This window comes from Marimonas arenosa (genome assembly GCF_030848945.1).
GTDB lineage: Bacteria > Pseudomonadota > Alphaproteobacteria > Rhodobacterales > Rhodobacteraceae > Marimonas > Marimonas arenosa.
The window spans coordinates 536,152-549,947 of record NZ_JANHAX010000003.1 but is presented as its reverse complement, the minus strand read 5'-3'; the positions used below and the strand labels follow the sequence as shown (position 1 = coordinate 549,947).

The window sequence follows — 13,796 nt, the reverse complement described above, 5'->3', positions numbered from 1 at the left end:
AACCCCGGAAACCGGAAAGAAGACTCCATGAGATTCCAATCCCCAGAGAGCGTTGACGAAGCGGTCGCCCTGCTCGCCGCTGATCCCGAGGCGCGCGTCCTGGCCGGAGGCACCGATCTGCTCGTGCGCCTGCGCATGGGCGATGTCGCTCCCTCGGCCGTGATCGACATCAAGCGTATCACCGAGATGACGACCATCGCACAGGATGACGGCGGCTGGCGCATCGGCGCCGCCGTGCCCTCGGCCGAGATGAACGAAACAGCCGCCCTCGTGACCGACTGGCCCGGCGTAACGGAAGCCGCCGACCTGATCGGCTCGACTCAGATCCAGGGCCGCGCCACCGTGGCCGGCAACCTATGCAACGCCTCGCCCGCGGCCGACAGCGTACCTGCCATGGTCGCCGCCGGTGCGGTGGCCCGCGTGGCCGGCCCCAATGGCAGCCGCGACGTGCCGGTCGAAGACATTCCCACCGGCCCGGGCCAAACCTCACTGGCCCAGGGCGAACTGGTCACCTCGATCTTTTTGCCTGCCAAACCGGAAAATTCTGGCAGCGCCTATCTGCGCTTCATTCCGCGCACCGAGATGGACATAGCCGTGGTCGGCGTCGGTATCACACTGACGCTCGACAGCGCAGGCGCCGTGACCGCCGCCAAGATCGCTCTGGGCGCCGTCGGGCCCAAGGTGATCGTGGCCGGGGACGCCGCCAAAACACTGATCGGCACCACCGGTGACGACCCCGCGCTCGACGCGCTTGCCGCCGCCTGTTCCGCCGCCGCCACGCCGATCGACGACAAGCGCGGCACCGCCGAGTTCCGTCGCGACGTCACCGGCGTGATCGCCAAACGCACCGCGCGGATCGCGTTGGCCCGTGCCAAGGGAGAAGCCTGATGTCCCAGATTCATGTCATCACCACCATCAACGGCGACGAGACCGAGTTTCTCTGCGAGGCGCAGGAAACCCTGCTCGACGTGCTGCGCGATCACCTCGACCTGACCGGCAGCAAGGAAGGCTGCGGGACCGGCGATTGCGGCGCCTGTTCGGTTATCGTCGACGGCCGTCTCGTCTGCGCTTGCCTGATGCTCGCCGGCGAGGCCGAAGGCCGCAGCGTCGAGACCATCGAAGGCATGGCAGACGGCGATGACTTGCATCCCCTGCAGCAGAAGTTCCTCGAAATGGCAGCGCTGCAATGCGGGGTCTGCACCCCGGGTATTCTGGTCGCCACCAAGAACCTGCTCGAACGCAACCCGAACCCGACCGAGGAAGAGGTCCGCTACTGGCTGGCGGGCAACCTCTGCCGCTGCACCGGCTATGACAAGATCATCCGCGCGGTGATGGACACCGCCGCCGACATGAGGGGAGCCGCCTGATGCCTAAAGACGAGTACCAATCCCGCGACTTCAGGATCGTCGGAACGCGGCCCGTTCGCCCCGACGGCATCGACAAGGTCACCGGCAAGGCCCGCTATGGCGCCGACATGACCGCGCCCGGCATGCTCTGGGGCGCCATCCTGCGCTCGCCGCATGCCCATGCTCGGATCAAGTCGATCGACACGTCCGCGGCTGAGGCGATGAAGGGCGTCAAAGCCGTCATCACCCGCGCCGATTTCACCTACCAGCCTGAAAGCGCCAGCCTTGCCGACGTGCTCGACAACTGCATGGCCGGCGAAAAGGCCCGTTACGACGGCCACGCCGTCGCCGCCGTCGCCGCCACCTCAAAATCCATCGCGCGCGCCGCACTCAAGGCGATCAAGGTCGATTACGGGGTTCTGCCGCACGTCACCGATGTCGACGAGGCAATGAAGCCCGACGCACCCGTTATCGAAGCCGGCCGGGTTCAGGAAAACGTGCCCGAAGGCTATTCCGAAAACGTCACCGGCCGCTCGCAATACGGTCATGGCGATCCCGAGGCCGGCTTTGAGAAGGCCGATCTGGTGATCGAGCGCCACTTCACCACCGCCGCCACCCACCAGGGCTATATCGAGCCCAACGCCTGCCTGGCTCAACTCGGGGCCGATGGCCAGGGCGAGATCTGGGTCTGCACCCAGGGCCATTACATGGTGCGCAACACCTGCGCCGGCGTCCTCGGCCTCGATGCCGGCATGCTCAGGGTGACCGCCAGCGAAATCGGCGGCGGCTTCGGCGGCAAGACCCATGTCTGGATGGAGCCCACCGCGCTGGTCCTGTCGCGCAAGGCGGGCAAGCCGGTCAAGCTGGTGCTTTCCCGCGACGAGGTGTTCCGCGCCACCGGCCCGACCGCGTCGTCGTCGATAGACGTCAAGATCGGCATGAAAAAGGACGGCAGCATCACCGGTGCCACGGCCACGTACCGGCTGCAGGCCGGGGCCTACCCCGGTTCGATCGCCTTCCTGTCGGCGATGTGCGGCTTTGCGCCTTACGACCTGAAACATGTCCGTACCGAGGGTTACGAGGTCATGACCAACCGGCCCAAGGCCGCCGCCTACCGTGCCCCCGGCGCGCCGATGGCCGCCTATCCGGTCGAGTCGGTCATCGACGAGCTCTGCCAGAAGCTCGACCTCGACCCGCTGGAAACCCGGCTGAAAAACGCCGCCCGCGAAGGCACCAAGGCCTCCTATGGCCCGACCTACCCGGCCATCGGGCTCGAGGCCACGCTGAAGGCTGCGCAATCGCATCCGCACTGGATCGCGCCTCTGGGCGAAAACCAGGGCCGTGGCGTTGCCTGCGGCTTCTGGTTCAACTTCGGCGGCGATACCTGCGTGTCGCTGATGGTCAATCCCGACGGCACCGTGTCGCTCTCTGAAGGCAACCCCGATATCGGCGGCTCACGCGCCTCGATGTCGATGATGGCTGCCGAGGAACTGGGCGTCGACCTCGATCAGGTCCGCACGGTGATCGCCGATACCGCCAGCCTCGGCCAGAACGAGGTCACTGATGGCAGCCGCGTGACCTTCGCCGTCGGTCTCGCCACCATCAAGGCGGCGCGGCACGCGATCCAGATCATGAAGGAACGCGCCGCGATGACTTGGGGCATCGACCCCGAGGCCGTCGACTGGCGCGACGGCGCGGCCCATCCGGCGGGTCCCAACGCGGGCAAGTTCCCGCCAATGACGATCAAGGAAATCGCCGCCATCGCCTCGAACACCGGCGGCCCGATAGCGGGCCATCACGAGGTCACGGCGGAAGGGGCCGGCGTCAGCTTTGCCACCCACATGGTCGATACCGAGACAGACCCGGAAACCGGTCAGGTCAAGGTGCTGCGCTACACCGTCTTCCAGGACGCTGGCAAGGCGGTGCATCCGGATTACGTCGAAGGCCAGTTCCAGGGCGGCGCCGCCCAGGGCATCGGCTGGGCGATCAACGAGGAATACATCTATGGCGAGGACGGAAGGCTTCAGAACCCGGGCTTTCTCGACTACCGGATTCCCGTCGCCTCCGACCTGCCGATGATCGAGCCGGTGATCCTCGAAATCCCCAACCCCGGCCACCCCTACGGCGTGCGCGGGGTTGGCGAGACCTCGATCGTGCCTCCCCTGGCGGCCATCGCCAACGCGGTATCGCGCAGCTCGAACGTGCGCCTGACCTCGCTGCCGATGTCGCCGCCCAAGGTGCTCGCGGCCATGAAAGGGACCTGATGGTCACGGTCCGGCTTTGGGGTTCGCTCGGCGACCTGGCGGGGAAGACAGAAGTGGAGATCCCCGCCACGACCCTGCGCGAGCTGCTTCAGGGCCTCGAAGAAACCTACCCCGCGCTCAAGCCGCAACTCGAGCGCGGGGTGTCCGTTTCGATCGACGGCAAGATCTACAACGACAGCTGGTCCACGCCGATCCGCGAGGATAGCGAAGTGGTGTTGCTCAACCGTCTCGTCGGCGGCTGATCCGTCCTTCATCTTGCTCAAAGTACTCCGGGGGTGTGGGGGCAGAGCCCCCACGGCTTCGTCCTCGGCTCAGAGCGACGCGTCCAGCTTGGCGACAATCGCATCACCCATCTCGGACGTCGAGACCGGCTGCACACCCTCTTCGCCCAGCAGGTCAGCGGTGCGCAGACCGTCGGCCAAAACCGCGTTCACCGCCTCTTCCAGCCGGGTCGCCTCGTCGCCGGCATCGAACGAGTAACGCAACGCCATGGCGAAGCTGAGAATACAGGCGATCGGGTTGGCCTTGCCTTGTCCCGCGATATCGGGCGCCGAGCCGTGCACCGGTTCATAAAGCGCTTTCGGCCGACCATTGGCCATCGGCGCCCCCAACGACGCCGAGGGCAGCATCCCCAGCGAGCCGGTCAGCATCGCTGCCAGGTCGGAAAGCAGGTCTCCGAACAGATTGTCGGTCACGATCACGTCGAATTGCTTGGGCCAGCGGGTCAGCTGCATCGCTCCGGCATCGGCATACATGTGGCTCAGTTCGACCTCGGGGTAGTCCTCGCCCACCTTGGTCACCACCTCGCGCCACAGCACGCCCGACTCCATGACGTTGGCCTTTTCCATCGAGCACAGCTTCTTGTCACGCTTCATCGCCAATTCGAAGGCCGAGCGCGCCACCCGGTCGATCTCGCTCTCGGTATAACGCTGGGTGTTGATCCCGACCCGCTCGTTGCCTTCCTCGAATATCCCGCGCGGCTCACCGAAATAAACGCCCGAGGTCAACTCGCGCACGATCATGATATCGAGCCCCGCCACCACGTCGCGCTTGAGCGAGGAAAAATCCGCCAAAGCGTCGAAACACTGCGCCGGGCGCAGGTTGGCATAGAGGTCCATCTCCTTGCGCAGGCGCAACAGGCCGCGCTCGGGCTTCACCGAGAAATCAAGGCTGTCGTATTTCGGCCCCCCCACGGCGCCGAGCAGGACGGCATCGACCTCCTGCGCCTTGTCCATGGTCGCATCGGCCAGCGGCACCCCGTGCTTGTCATAGGCCGCGCCGCCGACCAGGTCTTCGCTGACGTCAAAGGTCAGGTCGCGCTTGGTGCCGTACCAGTCGATGATCTTGCGCACCTCGGCCATGACCTCGGGGCCAATCCCGTCACCGGGCAGAATGAGAAGCGAGGGGTTGCTCATGGGGTGAAACCTTCCTTGGGACTCCGTTCGCTCTCGCCTAGCGGGATGCGCAGCGAGGGTCAAGAAAACACCTCAAGCCGCCGCCGTCCGCAGCGATTGGCCGAACCCATGGAAGGAAACGCGCGTGACGTGACGGCGCGCAGTCGCAAATCAGGCGGCAGCGCCAAACGCCGCTTGTCTCGGACCCGGCCAGATCCTACTGCTGGATGTCGGGGATTTTCCCTGACGTTACAGGTTCGGCGCCGCGCAGATGACCACCCGCTCCCCTTCCCAAATCACTGGCCATGCCGCCGCCTGGAGCATCGTGTTCGTGTGGTCCTTCTGGCTGATCGTCAGCCGGGTCGCCAGTCAAAGCGGGCTGACGATCTATGACCTCGCGGCGATGCGGTATGGCCTGGCCGCGCTGATCGCCGTTCCGCTCAGCCTGTATTACAAGCCCTGGAAGGAACTGCGCCCGATGCAGATCGTCGTGGTCTCGGTCATCCTGGGGCCGGTTTATATCCTGTGCGTGTTTTCCGCCTTTCTCTACGCACCAGCCGCCCATGGCGGCATTTTCATGAACGGCGTCCTGCCGCTCATCAGCATTCTGTTCGGCCTCGTCCTGTTTCGCGCGGTCCCCGGCCCGCGCCAGGTCCTGGGCGCGGCGCTGATCCTGGTCTCGACCATCTTGTTGGCGTGGGACGGGACCGCAACCAGCAGCGGCGACGCGTGGATCGGCGATCTGCTGTTCGTCGTCGGGGCGGTCTTTTTCTCGTCCTACGTCATCCTGTCAGAGCGTTGGGGCCTTACCGCGATGCAGGTGATCTTCTGTGGCACGGTGGTCAACGCCGTGCTCTACGTCCCGGTCTGGGCGCTTTGGCTGCCCTCGGGGCTGGCCGACGCGCCGCTGCAGCCGCTGCTATTGCAGGCCGTCTATCAGGGCTTCGTGCCGAACCTTGTCGGGCTGATCTTCATTGCCCACGCCTCGCGCACGATCGGCAATTCCAATACCTCGTCGATCCTCGCTGCGGTGCCGGGGGTGGGCGGGCTGCTGGGGGCCCTTATCCTGGGCGAAGCCCTGAGCCTGTTCAGCATTGCAGCGATTGCCCTCCTGACGGTCGGCTTGCTGACAAGCGTGCGCCGGAAAAAGCCGGCGCTTGCCTGACCTTCGCCGCGGCGTGAGCGTTTGAGCGCCTGGCGGAAATGTTGGTCGCCTTTGGCCTGGGGGTGCCATTGCGAGACCACTCCGTGAAAGACCAGTCATGCCCTTTCCGGACCTCGATTGAGCCCTGCGCCAGCCGGGCGGGCGGGATGCGCCAAAGGGCGCGGCTTTGATCCGTTGCCGATCTTGGGACATCGCGCAGCCAAGAGCAGCGACAGGGCAATACCTCGCTGAGACATATTTTGACAGACGTCGTTCGGGAATTATGCGCGGAGGGCCTGTAAGCCGGATTCTGTAACCGCGGGTTTCCCCGTGGCCGATGACCATTCCTCTGGTCCCGCGGTTGCCCGCGGGCTCAAGCTGCCGACCCGGACCGCAGGGCCAAGGCTGCCCATGTGCGATCCCTATTTGGCATTGCTCCCGGTGGGGCTTGCCGTGCCCCCTCTGTTGCCAGACGGGCGGTGGGCTCTTACCCCACCGTTTCACCCTCACCTCCGCCGAAACGAAGGCAGACTTTTCTCTGTGGCGCTTTCCGTCGGGTTTCCCCGCCCGGGCGTTACCCGGCACCGTTGCCTTGTGGAGTCCGGACTTTCCTCGCGGGGTCGCCCCCACGCGGCCATCTGGCCCTCCGCGCAAAAGTTCACATAGGCTCGCCAGTCCGGTCCGTCAATGTAGAGTGGGTTTTCAACTCACCTCCGGCACCGCCGGCCAGCGCGCCGCCAGCGCTGCCATCACCGCCCCGTCGGCCTCGCACAAAGGCCCCTCGGCCCAGGGCCGGAACCGCATGCGGAACGCCTCTAGAACGGCATCGGTGCCGACATCCGCCACGGGATAACCGAACGCCGCCGCATCCGCCTCGAACGCCGCCGTATCCGCATCGGGCTCCCCGGCTTGCGGCCAGACGCTCAGCCCAGCCCATGCCAGACGCCGCCAGTCGAACCGCCGCCCCGGATCGCCTTTGCGCCCCGGCGCCATGTCTGAATGCGCGATCACCCGCTCGGGCGGAATGCTCCACCGCGCCATGATTCCTCGCGTCAGCGCCTCCAGCGCCGCCATTTGCGGTTCGGGGAATGGGTGGTCGCCGCGATTGGCCAATTCGATCCCGATCGAACGCGAATTGACGTCCGCGACATCTCCCCAACGCCCTGCGCCGGCATGCCAGGCCCGCATCTCTTCATCCACCATCCGCCAGATGCGACCCTTCTCGCAGACCAGGTAATGCGCCGAAACCTCGACCTCTGGATCACATAACCGTTCCAGTGCCGCTTCGGCGCTCTCCATCGCGGTGTAATGCAGAACGATCATGTCCGGACGCGCGCCTTCGCGCCGCGCCGCGAAGCAAGACGAAGGATGGGAGGTCACCGCCGGCGCGGTTGACACGCCGCCCTACCCGCCGTTCTTCGCCGACCGGAAGGGCGCCGGATCCCAGGTACAGGCATAGCCGTCCCCGTCAGGGTCGAGCCCCAACCGGTCCTTTTCCGGCCCACCCTTCCCCAGGAATTCGGCTTGCGCCAGATCGGGCGACGGGTACTTGGCGCAATTCGCCTCGTATCGCGCCTGCGCATTGAACCCGCCGCGGCGATAGCGGCTGGTCCCCACGGGATGCGACGTGCTCAGCGCGTATTGCACGATGTTCGGCCCGCCCGAGCCAACGCGGCTCGGCACGGCTGTCGGCTGGATCACTTGGTATTGCGCCTGCTGCTGGCGGCGCAGTTCGGCATCGTCCTGGATCGAGCGGCGCGCGTCGACGGCTCCAAAGTCGTTTTCGTTCGAAATGCCGGAGGGAGTGTTGACCACCTGCGGCGCCGGGTTCGACGGGCTGGCGTCGAGTGGCTGCTCGCCGGAGTTGCTGCGGGTGGCATCAAGAACGGCTCGCGTGTCCGCCGCGATAACCGATCCGGTCGCCTGCGCTCCGCGAGCCGTTTCGCCCGATATCGCCTGGGACGACGGCACCGCCTGTCCCTGCAACTGCGCCTCGCGCGCGGCTTGCTGTCGCTGATAGGATTCGTAGTCGCCAAACCCTACGCCCTCTCCGCTGTCAGGAACGGTCGGCTGACATGCCGAAAGGACGACAAACGCCGCTGGCACAAGTGAAAACCGCATCTTCCCTATCCTGCCTTTGATTGTTTTCGCGGGTTCTACCACCATTTCCCGGGCTTTTCCACAAATCCCGCAGCGCCTTCCAGCGCATAGGCCAGATTAAGCAGATCGCCCTCTTCCCAGGGCCGCCCGATCAGCTGCAGCCCCAGCGGCAGGCCCTGCTTGTCCAGCCCCGCCGGCACCGCGACCCCCGGCAACCCGGCCAGATTCACCGTCACGGTGAACACGTCGTTCAGATACATCGCCACCGGATCGGCCTCGCTCATCTCGCCGAGCCCGAACGCGGCAGACGGCGTTGCAGGTGTCAGTATCGCGTCGATCCCTTGCGCGAACACCTCTTCGAAGTCGCGCTTGATCAGTGTCCGAACCTTGCGGGCGCGGTTGTAATAGGCATCGTAGAACCCGGCGCTCAGCACATAGGTCCCGACCATCACCCGGCGCTGCACTTCGTGGCCGAAACCTTCGGCGCGGGTCTTCTCGTACATCTCGGTGATGCCGTCGCCCTGCGCCAGACGCGCCCGGTGGCCATAACGGACCCCGTCATAACGCGCGAGGTTCGACGACGCCTCGGCCGGCGCGATCACGTAGTAGGCGGGCAGCGCGTATTTCGTATGCGGCAGACTGATATCAACGATTTCCGCCCCCGCGTCGCGCAACATCTCGGCGCCGTCAGTCCACAACTTTTCGATCTCGTCGGGCATCCCGTCCATCCGGTATTCCTTGGGAATGCCGATTTTCTTGCCCTTGATATCCCCGGTCAGCAGCGCCTCGAAATCCGGCACGGGTAAGTCGGCGCTGGTCGAATCTTTCGGGTCATGCCCGCACATCGCCTCCAGCATGATCGCCGCGTCGCGCACGCTCTTGGTCATCGGCCCAGCCTGGTCGAGCGACGAGGCAAAGGCCACGATCCCCCAGCGCGAACAGCGCCCATAGGTCGGCTTGATGCCGGTGATCCCGGTGAACGCCGCCGGTTGCCGGATCGACCCGCCGGTATCGGTGCCGGTCGCAGCCAGACACAGGTCGGCCGCCACCGCGCTGGCCGAACCGCCGGAAGAACCACCCGGTGTCAGCGCCGCGTCGTCATTGCCGCGCCGCCACGGGTTCACCGCGTTGCCATAGACCGAGGTTTCGTTCGACGAACCCATGGCGAACTCGTCCATGTTGAGCTTGCCCAGCATGACAGACCCTGCATCGAACAGGTTCTGCGTCACGGTCGATTCATATTCCGGTTTGAACCCGTCCAGGATTTTCGATGCTGCCTGGCTTGGCACGCCCTTGGTACAAAAGAGGTCCTTGATCCCAAGCGGGATGCCACACATCGCCGGCGCATCGCCCTTGGCGATGCGTTCGTCTGCCGCCATAGCCTGCTCGCGGGCGATCTCGGGCGTATGATGCACAAACGCATTCAGCGCCCCCGCCCCGTCGATCGCGTTCAGACAGGCCTCGGTCAGCTCAAGGCTGGTCACATCCCCGGCCCGCAACTTGTCACGCGCCTCGGCAATGGTCAGTTTGTTCAGGTCGCCCATTATTCCACCACCTTCGGCACCGCGAAAAACCCTTCTCGCGCATCCGGCGCATTGCTCAGGATCTTGTCCTGCATGCCGCCATCGGTCACCACGTCCTGACGCCGTTTCAGCCGCATCGGCGTCACCGACACCATCGGCTCAACGCCTTCGACATCCACTTCGTTCAGCTGCTCGATAAAGCCCAGCACGGCGTTGAATTCGCCGGCGAGCGCCTCGAGCTGGTCCTCTTCCACCTTGATCCGCGCCAGCTTGGCCACTTTTGCAGCAGTGTCCTTGTCGATCGACATCAGCGACTCCTGAAAATCCAATTAGGCAGGCTCTTACCGCTCCATCCCCCCACCTTCAAGGCAATGCACCGTGTCGTCGTTTCATCTTAGCCAAAATACGCCCGCCGGAGATGCCTGTTCGCGGCAATGGCCACTTCACTCGAAGGTCTTTGCCCAATTGCCGCCCGAGGGCGCGGGGTGGGCAGGTGAGGCGTGCCGAAGGGCGGCAATCCCCGCCACTGGCGCCGCGGCCAGCGCATGCTAAGCTTCGGCTCGAACCGACTCAACAAAGGAAGTTTCCCAATGCAACTCATCTGGCTCGGCCACGGCTCGTGGCGCATCGAGACCGGCGATCAGGTGCTGCTGATCGATCCCTGGATCAACAGCCCGGTCATGCCGGAAGACCGCCGCGACAACGCGATCCAGGGGGCCACTCAGATTCTCGTCACCCATGGCCATTTCGACCACACCGCCGATATCGTCGAGGTCAGCCAGAAAACCGGCGCCCCGGTCTCGGGCATGTACGAACTCGCCAGTCACCTGGCCTCGCTGGGTGCAGTCGAAGGCAACGCCTTCAACAAGGGCGGCGCGCTCGAGTTTGGCGCGGCCCGCGTCACCATGGTGCCGGCGTCGCACAGTTCGGCCATGCAGTTGGGCGACCGCGCGGTCTACATGGGGACCGAGACCGGTTTCGTGATCCAGGCCGAGGGCCACAGTGTCTATCACAGTTCCGACACCGCGATCATGGCCGACATGGACTGGATCGCCGATTATTTCAAACCCGACATCGGTATCCTCTCCGCAGGCGGCTATTATACGATGGACATGAAGCAGGCGGCCTATGCCGCGACACGCTATTTCAACTTCAAGACCGTGATCCCCAGCCACTACCGCACTTTCCCGGCGCTCGAGCAGAATGCGGACGCGTTGCGCGCCGGCCTGCCCGGCGTCGCGGTGATCGAACCGGAGGTGCTTTCGCCGATCGCCGTCTGAGCGCCCGCGCCAGCCTGACACAGATCTCAGCCCCGGGGTCCGGCTCGGGGCTTTTCCGCCGATGCGAAATTTTCGCGACGGACTCTTTCGCGGTCTGCGTTAATCTTTGCAGCGTAATCGCGGAACACAGCCATGCAGGACATCGCCAGTTTCATTGCCCTCAACCGTTTCGGCCTCGGGCCTGCCCCGGGCGAGGCCGAGGCGGTCATGTCCGACCCCCGTGGCTGGATCGCCGCGCAGATCGCTTTACGGCATCGGGAACCCGCCGAACTAGCTGGTTTCGAAAGCTCCGAGGCGATCCTGGCCGCGATCCACACCGCCCGCGTCAAAGGAGACCGCGACACGCGCAAGACCACCAACACGATGCTACGCAAGCGCATGGTGCAGGAGCTTCTCGCCCGGGCCCGCGCCATGATCGCCACGCCCGTGCCCTTCGCCGAACGGATGGTGCTGTTCTGGTCGAACCACTTCACCGTTTCGGCCACCAAGGGGCTGATCGCCCCGGCGCTGCCGGCCTACGAGCGCGAGGCGATACGTCCGCATATCTTCGGTCGGTTTTCCGAGATGCTCGTCGCCGCCATCCGTCACCCGGTAATGCTCAGCTATCTCGACAACGCCGTGTCGTTGGGCGAAAACTCTCCCGCCGGGCAACGGCGGCGCCAGACGCGTGGCAGCACCAAGACGCTCAACGAAAACCTCGCCCGGGAAATTCTCGAGTTGCACACGCTGGGCGTCAATGGCGGTTACACTCAGGCGGACGTGATCGAACTCGCCAAGGTACTCACCGGATGGGGCCATGGCGGGGTACGCGGCCGGAACGCAATGCGCCCGGTGCACGGTGGCTTCGAGTTCCGCCCCGGCTTCCACGAACCCGGCCCCAAGACGCTGTTGGGCCGGACCTATCCCGAGGACGGAGACCGCGAAGGCCTCGCCGTACTGTCTGATCTCGCCCGCCACCCCTCGACCGCACAGCATATCGCCACGAAGCTGGTGCGCCACTTCGTCTCCGATGACCCGCCTGCCGATGCGGTGGACCGGATTGCGCAGGTGTTTCTCGACAGCGACGGCGACCTTGCCGAAGTCAGCCGCGGCTTGATCGAACTGGACGCGGTCTGGGCCGAACCGTTGCCCAAGGTGAAGACGCATTACGAACTGGTGATCTCGGCTCACCGCGTCACCGGGGAAGATCAGGCCCGGCGGCGCGACGTGCTTCAGCCATTGCGTGAATTCGACCATTTGCCTTTCACCGCGCCGTCGCCCGCCGGCTGGGGCGACCGCGCCACCGACTGGATCGCGCCCGAAGCGCTGATGCGCCGCATCGAATGGCTGCGCCGCTTTTCCGGCAGCCTGCCGGCAACGCTCTATCCCGACCAGCTTTTGGATCAGGCCATCGGCCCGGTGGTCAGCGACGACACCCGTCTCTGGGTCTCGCGCGCGCCCTCGGGCGATGCCGCCATCGCCATGATCCTCGCCAGCCCCGAGTTCCAGAGGAGATAGCCATGTTCAGCCGCCGCGCCTTTCTGCAAACCACCGCCGGCGGAGTGCTGACCTCGCTCGCCGCCTCTGGCACAGCCTTCGCCGCCGCCCCGACCGAAAACCGTCTGGTTTTGATCTTCCTGCGTGGCGGGCTCGACGGGCTGCATGCACTGGCCCCCTTCGCCGATCCCGACTATCGACGCCTGCGTCCAGTGATCGGGTTGGACCAGACCGCAGGCGAAGATCGCGGCGCGATCAGTCTCGACGGCTATTTCGGCCTGCACCACGCGCTGGCGCCGCTCAAACCGCTCTTTGAAGACGGCGAACTTCTGTTCATCCCTGCGGCCTCCACCTCCTATCGCCGCCGCTCGCATTTCGACGGCCAGAACCTTCTGGAAAACGGCTCGGGCACACCCTATGGCGCGCGCGACGGCTGGCTCAACCGCGCCATTCTGGGCCTCAACGACGGCGACCGCCGGCTCGGGCTGGCACTCGGACCATCTGTTCCGCTGATCCTGCAGGGTGCGGCGGAAGTGCAGACGTGGGACGACTCGGCGCTGCCCCAGGTTGACGAGGATTTCCTGATGCGGCTGACGCAGATGTATCGCGCAGACCCGCTGTTTCTAGATGCACTGCACGATGCCACCGGCGCGTTGAAACCCGATGTCAGCATGGACGGCATGGATGACACCCCGCGCCAGGGCCGCAATTTCCTGATGGCCGCCCGGGTAACCGCCGACCTGCTGGCGCATGACCATGGCCCGCGCATCGCGGTGATGGAGTTGGGCGGCTGGGACACGCACTTCGCCCAGGAGCGGCGGCTCAACCGTCTGCTCGGGTTCGTTGCCCAGGGCCTGCTGGAACTGCGCACCGGACTCGACGGGAGCTGGGACAGGACGACCGTGATGGTGGTCTCGGAATTCGGCCGCACCGTGGCCGAGAATGCCTCGCAGGGCACCGATCACGGCACCGGCGGGATCGCCATGCTGGCCGGTGGCGCGGTCAAAGGCGGGCGTATCGCCGGTAACTGGCCGGGCCTGTCACCGAACGCACTCTGGGAGGAACGCGACCTGCGCCCGACCAATGCCTATGAAAGCCTGTTCAAGTCAGTACTGATGTCGCATCTCGGGCTGGACCAGGGGTTCGTCGAAACCCGCGTCTTCCCTGGCAGTGCCGGACTGTCCCCGATGGACGGCCTGTTCAGGTAACGCTCCACGCCGTTTCGGGATCGCGCCCGAAACGGTCGGAAACCCGTCGCGCCTCAAACCC

General features: G+C 65.3%; 13 protein-coding genes and 1 other RNA gene. 8 read left to right on the top strand and 6 right to left on the bottom strand.

Annotation, left to right across the window (positions count from 1 at the left end; genetic code table 11):
* Positions 1 to 27: 27 nt before the first annotated feature.
* From NO357_RS12875 to NO357_RS12860, 4 genes are read left to right on the top strand one after another with little or no spacing between them, the layout of a single operon-like run.
* On the top strand, positions 28 to 888 hold the full coding sequence (locus NO357_RS12875) for an FAD binding domain-containing protein (protein ID WP_306736077.1): 861 nt from the start codon (positions 28 to 30) through the stop codon (positions 886 to 888).
* The gene (locus tag NO357_RS12870) at positions 888 to 1,367 is read left to right on the top strand and encodes a (2Fe-2S)-binding protein (protein WP_306736076.1); all 480 of its coding nucleotides are present in this window, start codon (positions 888 to 890) and stop codon (positions 1,365 to 1,367) included. The genes NO357_RS12875 and NO357_RS12870 overlap by 1 nt, the downstream gene beginning before the upstream one ends.
* On the top strand, positions 1,367 to 3,610 hold the full coding sequence (locus NO357_RS12865) for a xanthine dehydrogenase family protein molybdopterin-binding subunit (protein WP_306736075.1): 2,244 nt from the start codon (positions 1,367 to 1,369) through the stop codon (positions 3,608 to 3,610). The genes NO357_RS12870 and NO357_RS12865 overlap by 1 nt, the downstream gene beginning before the upstream one ends.
* Positions 3,610 to 3,852, top strand: coding sequence for a MoaD/ThiS family protein (locus tag NO357_RS12860; protein WP_306736074.1), 243 nt, complete (start codon positions 3,610 to 3,612; stop codon positions 3,850 to 3,852). Before NO357_RS12865 ends, NO357_RS12860 begins: the two co-directional genes overlap by 1 nt.
* Positions 3,853 to 3,921: 69 nt before the next feature.
* On the opposite strand, the gene leuB is transcribed toward NO357_RS12860, so the two are convergent.
* Positions 3,922 to 5,025 carry a 3-isopropylmalate dehydrogenase gene (gene leuB, locus NO357_RS12855; protein WP_306736073.1) on the bottom strand — a complete coding sequence of 368 codons (1,104 nt, stop codon included), beginning with the start codon at positions 5,023 to 5,025 and terminating at the stop codon, positions 3,922 to 3,924.
* 250 nt (positions 5,026 to 5,275) lie between these two features.
* Between leuB and NO357_RS12850 the strand changes: the two genes are divergently transcribed.
* Positions 5,276 to 6,169 carry a DMT family transporter gene (locus tag NO357_RS12850; RefSeq protein ID WP_306736072.1) on the top strand — a complete coding sequence of 298 codons (894 nt, stop codon included), beginning with the start codon at positions 5,276 to 5,278 and terminating at the stop codon, positions 6,167 to 6,169.
* Between the two features lie 262 nt (positions 6,170 to 6,431).
* Here NO357_RS12850 and rnpB read toward each other — a convergent pair.
* The 5 genes from rnpB to gatC form a co-directional block, all read right to left on the bottom strand.
* Positions 6,432 to 6,798: RNase P RNA component class A (rnpB, locus tag NO357_RS12845), an RNA gene on the bottom strand.
* Positions 6,799 to 6,850: 52 nt separating this feature from the next.
* On the bottom strand, positions 6,851 to 7,528 hold the full coding sequence (locus NO357_RS12840) for an N-acetylmuramoyl-L-alanine amidase (RefSeq protein WP_376744384.1): 678 nt from the start codon (positions 7,526 to 7,528) through the stop codon (positions 6,851 to 6,853).
* Positions 7,529 to 7,552: 24 nt separating this feature from the next.
* A complete protein-coding gene (locus tag NO357_RS12835; RefSeq protein ID WP_306736070.1) occupies positions 7,553 to 8,269 on the bottom strand; it encodes a hypothetical protein in 717 nt (238 codons plus the stop codon).
* 35 nt (positions 8,270 to 8,304) lie between these two features.
* On the bottom strand, positions 8,305 to 9,792 hold the full coding sequence (gatA, locus tag NO357_RS12830; protein WP_306736069.1) for an Asp-tRNA(Asn)/Glu-tRNA(Gln) amidotransferase subunit GatA: 1,488 nt from the start codon (positions 9,790 to 9,792) through the stop codon (positions 8,305 to 8,307).
* Complete coding sequence (gene gatC, locus NO357_RS12825) at positions 9,792 to 10,079, bottom strand: Asp-tRNA(Asn)/Glu-tRNA(Gln) amidotransferase subunit GatC (RefSeq protein ID WP_306736068.1); 288 nt, start codon at positions 10,077 to 10,079, stop codon at positions 9,792 to 9,794. Before gatC ends, gatA begins: the two co-directional genes overlap by 1 nt.
* A gap of 282 nt (positions 10,080 to 10,361) precedes the next feature.
* On the opposite strand from gatC, the gene NO357_RS12820 reads away from it, so the two are divergent.
* From NO357_RS12820 to NO357_RS12810, 3 genes are all read left to right on the top strand, one after another.
* On the top strand, positions 10,362 to 11,051 hold the full coding sequence (locus tag NO357_RS12820) for a metal-dependent hydrolase (RefSeq protein ID WP_306736067.1): 690 nt from the start codon (positions 10,362 to 10,364) through the stop codon (positions 11,049 to 11,051).
* A 132-nt stretch (positions 11,052 to 11,183) separates the two neighbouring features.
* Positions 11,184 to 12,548, top strand: coding sequence for a DUF1800 domain-containing protein (locus NO357_RS12815; protein WP_306736066.1), 1,365 nt, complete (start codon positions 11,184 to 11,186; stop codon positions 12,546 to 12,548).
* A 2-nt stretch (positions 12,549 to 12,550) separates the two neighbouring features.
* Positions 12,551 to 13,735: a DUF1501 domain-containing protein gene (locus NO357_RS12810; RefSeq protein ID WP_306736065.1), complete on the top strand. Its 1,185-nt coding sequence runs from the start codon at positions 12,551 to 12,553 to the stop codon at positions 13,733 to 13,735.
* Positions 13,736 to 13,796 lie beyond the last annotated feature (61 nt).

What these genes read in the sequence shown, in the direction of transcription:
- NO357_RS12875 (WP_306736077.1), top strand. Translation starts at nt 28, where the DNA reads ATGAGATTCCAATCCCCAGAGAGCGTTGACGAAGCGGTCGCCCTGCTC.
- NO357_RS12870 (WP_306736076.1), top strand. Translation starts at nt 888, where the DNA reads ATGTCCCAGATTCATGTCATCACCACCATCAACGGCGACGAGACCGAG.
- NO357_RS12865 (WP_306736075.1), top strand. Translation starts at nt 1,367, where the DNA reads ATGCCTAAAGACGAGTACCAATCCCGCGACTTCAGGATCGTCGGAACG.
- NO357_RS12860 (WP_306736074.1), top strand. Translation starts at nt 3,610, where the DNA reads ATGGTCACGGTCCGGCTTTGGGGTTCGCTCGGCGACCTGGCGGGGAAG.
- leuB (WP_306736073.1), bottom strand. Translation starts at nt 5,025, where the DNA reads ATGAGCAACCCCTCGCTTCTCATTCTGCCCGGTGACGGGATTGGCCCC.
- NO357_RS12850 (WP_306736072.1), top strand. Translation starts at nt 5,276, where the DNA reads ATGACCACCCGCTCCCCTTCCCAAATCACTGGCCATGCCGCCGCCTGG.
- NO357_RS12835 (WP_306736070.1), bottom strand. Translation starts at nt 8,269, where the DNA reads ATGCGGTTTTCACTTGTGCCAGCGGCGTTTGTCGTCCTTTCGGCATGT.
- gatA (WP_306736069.1), bottom strand. Translation starts at nt 9,792, where the DNA reads ATGGGCGACCTGAACAAACTGACCATTGCCGAGGCGCGTGACAAGTTG.
- gatC (WP_306736068.1), bottom strand. Translation starts at nt 10,079, where the DNA reads ATGTCGATCGACAAGGACACTGCTGCAAAAGTGGCCAAGCTGGCGCGG.
- NO357_RS12820 (WP_306736067.1), top strand. Translation starts at nt 10,362, where the DNA reads ATGCAACTCATCTGGCTCGGCCACGGCTCGTGGCGCATCGAGACCGGC.
- NO357_RS12815 (WP_306736066.1), top strand. Translation starts at nt 11,184, where the DNA reads ATGCAGGACATCGCCAGTTTCATTGCCCTCAACCGTTTCGGCCTCGGG.
- NO357_RS12810 (WP_306736065.1), top strand. Translation starts at nt 12,551, where the DNA reads ATGTTCAGCCGCCGCGCCTTTCTGCAAACCACCGCCGGCGGAGTGCTG.